The organism is Tardiphaga sp. (assembly GCF_044340795.1).
Lineage (GTDB): Bacteria > Pseudomonadota > Alphaproteobacteria > Rhizobiales > Xanthobacteraceae > Tardiphaga.
In genome coordinates this window covers 1-3,372 of sequence record NZ_JBIISY010000406.1, presented here as the reverse complement: position 1 = coordinate 3,372, position 3,372 = coordinate 1, and the positions used below count along the sequence as shown (strand labels likewise).

General features: G+C 56.6%; 2 protein-coding genes. Both read left to right on the top strand.

The window, feature by feature from the left end; all coding sequences use genetic code 11:
- The first annotated feature begins 201 nt into the window (after positions 1-201).
- Complete coding sequence (locus tag ACIQ17_RS32330) at positions 202-2,730, top strand: TerB N-terminal domain-containing protein (RefSeq protein ID WP_398473643.1); 2,529 nt, start codon at positions 202-204, stop codon at positions 2,728-2,730.
- Between the two features lie 3 nt (positions 2,731-2,733).
- Positions 2,734-3,372, top strand: a 639-nt coding sequence (locus ACIQ17_RS32325) for a BREX system ATP-binding domain-containing protein (protein ID WP_398473642.1), incomplete at its 3' end; no start/stop codon positions are given.

The window sequence follows — 3,372 nt, the reverse complement described above, 5'->3', positions numbered from 1 at the left end:
ACCGGACTGGGAACTTCTCGGCATACCGGAAGCAAGGCACTTGCCAGCAGTCTTGTGGAAGCAGCGGAATCTGGAAAAGATGGTGTCTGAGAAGCGGAAAGAGCTGATTGAGGTTCTGGAGAAAGTACTTCTCGGCTGACCGAATATGCGCTCGGCGAAAATCAGCGTGACCTCTCATCCGCAAAATGGCAGGCAGTGCGTATGTCGATTGTCTGGAAAATCATCCGCATTATCGGGCTTTACGTCGTCTCTTTCTTTGTTTGCGTAATAATCGCGGCAATTGCATTAGACAGTCTACCCGATGCGCTTGAAGCATTGTTCGCACTCCTCGCGCCGATTGCTTTCATCTGGTGGTACGAAAAGCGTCGCGCAACCAAAATCTCAGAGCGGGAGATACTCGCAAATAGCCCTGTCCCGCTGGGGAGAGAAGACGAACAACCGAGCCAACCCGGAGCATACCAGCCGCGACAGAATAATGCCGAGCTTATCCGGGCCGGGCAGCAAGCGAGAGCCGAACTTGAAGCAGCGGCGGAGCGAAGGGCCGCTGAAAAGCAGACCCGGCAAAGCCAGGCGAACCAATTTCTAAATCAGCATTCGAAGCCCAAAAAGCCGACGGAAAAGCCACTGGCAAGGTCGCAAGGTTGGGTGCGCAAAGGGCAATCCGTCACCATTGCAGATCGCACGATCGATGGAATGGTCTACGTCGGCAAACCACCACGTATTGGCTCATCTTACTATGGCGAGAGCTGTCGGGCCTACATCGACCCATCGTTATCCGTCGCGCGGTCCGGGTCTGACAAGAATGGCGATAACATGTCATATTGGCCGGGGTACTCGAGCATTCCTGCCGTGTGCAGGGCCACCTATCTCGACTGGCTGGCTGGTGGTCGCCAAGATGGGACGATCAACCCAGGCTACATGTTCCTGTTCTTCTATGGTCTGGAGCGCAGGTTTCTGATCGACCAACCACCCGACGATGAGAAGCAGGAAATCGTTGCAGAGGTGGAACGTCTGAAGGCTCTTTTCGCCCACAATTACTCCGCCCAAAGGTATCTCGGTGAGTTTCTCGACATCGCGCGTATCATGGCGATGGGCGGCATCTCCTTGGACGATGCGACACTTAAGCAGACGATCCTTGAGAACCGTAGCTGGGATTTGCCATTTTCGCTGAAGTTCGCGCTCGGCGGCATGATCGCCGAAGGCAAAGCCTTTGATGCCGAATGGCTGCATCTCTGGCTGCATTGCCACCCAGAGCGACGCCTTCGCACTCCAGCCGAGCGTTGCGGCAACGAATTCAAGGCACTTTTCAAATTGAAGTTCGACGCGCTTTATCCTGATGGCTTAAAGGTTCGAACGCCTCGCAAGCTTCTGAAAATGGACTATCGTGCTGCATCCAGCGAGTTCAATTGCTCGGTCAATCTCACGGCAGGAGATGGCGGAGATGTGGCGATCCCCGACGTTACTGATTTGCGGTCGCCGGTACAGAAAGCGCAAAAAATCGCAGATGAGGCGATGGATGAACTCGATAAGTTCAGCCGGTATCTTGGACGAAATCCAGATGGCCGCGGGAGCATTGAAGCACAGGCGCTCCTACCTGCTGAGCTGTGGCGTCTGTTCCCGTCGGACGAGTTGGAAGAACTCAAGGGTTGGGCGCGCGAGCAAGTAGCGACGGGCGGGCTGGTCCCAGCACTTGATGTGATCTCGCGCCTGGAAGGAGAAACGCCGGAGAAGCTCGGCAAGCGGAACCTGACTGGCGCAGCAGATGCACTCGCCCGTATCGGGTTCGGTATGGCTCCAGACCCAAGATTCTCGCTGCGCGGACCGAAGATCGACGAACCCGTTGTGATCTTCGAACTCGGCGAGCCGATCGAACAGCTTGAAGACGTCTCCCCGGCCTATCGAACCGAATTGTTTGAACTAGCGCTGGCGACCTTCGTCGCACATGCCGACAGCAAAATTGTGGAAGCCGAACGCAGAGCACTCCGTGAAAAGATCGACGCTGTTAGCGGCCTGACCGAGCTTGAAAGAAAGCGTCTCCACGCCAACCTCGAATGGTATCTCGATGTTCCGCCAGACATGTCATGGCTGCGCAGCAAGCTGAAAGATGCGGACGCTGAGCATCATCTAGCCCTGCGCGCGGCAGTTGTCGCGATAGCCCACGCTGACAGCGTGATTCAATCTGAAGAAGTTTCTTGCATCGAGAAGATCTACAAGGCTCTCGGGATCGATGCTGGCCTCGTTTACGCCGACCTCCATGCTGGCGACGTGCCAGACGGCCCGGTTCGCGTCAAAGCCGCTGAAGCGGAAGCACCGGGCGAACAAATACCGGATGAACCAAAAGCCAAAGCTGCTTCGCTCGATGCAGCGCGTATTGCCGCTATTCGAGATGACACCGAGCGCGTTTCAAGCGTTCTGGGCGAGATTTTCTCGACCGCCGAAGACGTGAGCGATGAGGTCATTGCAGCGCATGCTCTTCCATCATCAATGGCTGATCTCGATCCAAAGCACGCGATGCTTGTGGAGCAGATAATCCAGCGCGAACACTGGACCGACGAGGAGTTTGACGAGATCGTCGGCAAGCAAGGCCTCATGCCATCTGGCGCGCTTGAGGTAGTCAACGAGTGGGCTTTCGATAGATTCGATGAGGCCTTGCTCGATGAATATGACGGATATGACGTATCGCCGGACATAGCCGATACGTTGAGAGCCGAGATGGCGAAGGGGGATTAATTCATGTCGAGACTGAAACCGCGCGAACGCGACGCCATCGTTCAGGCGCTACGCGCCGGTGTTGTTCCCAAATTGGGGCTTCGGCACATCCAGGTCGGACGAGCGCGTGAGATCGAGGAACTCGTCAAGGACATGGACCGGATCGCTGATGGCGGTTCAGCCATTCGTTTCATCATCGGCGAGTATGGCTCCGGCAAGACCTTCTTCATGAACCTGATCCGGCTTGTGGCGCTTGAAAAGGGACTGGTCGTCATGTTTGCCGACCTTGCCCCGGATCGACGCATCCACGCGACCGGCGGGCAAGCACGGGGCCTCTACGCAGAGATGGCGCGAAACCTTGCCACCCGCACCAAGCCGGATGGCGGTGCATTGCCAAGTGTTGTCGAGCGGTTTGTCAGCCAGGCCCAGCACGATGCCGAGGCTCAAGAACAATCGACAGACGAGGTCATTCGCCAGCGCCTTGCCCATTTCGAGGAACTGACCGGAGGTTTCGACTTCGCGCAGGTGATCCGCCGGTATTGGGAGGGGCACGAAACCGGCGATGAAGAGCTGAAATCGGCAGCGATCCGATGGCTGCGCGGCGAATTTGCAACCAAAACCGATGCTCGCAAGGCTCTCGGTGTTCGCACCATCGTCAATGAC

Coding starts and splice junctions, on each gene's coding strand:
- ACIQ17_RS32330 (WP_398473643.1), top strand. CDS start 202: ATGTCGATTGTCTGGAAAATCATCCGCATTATCGGGCTTTACGTCGTC.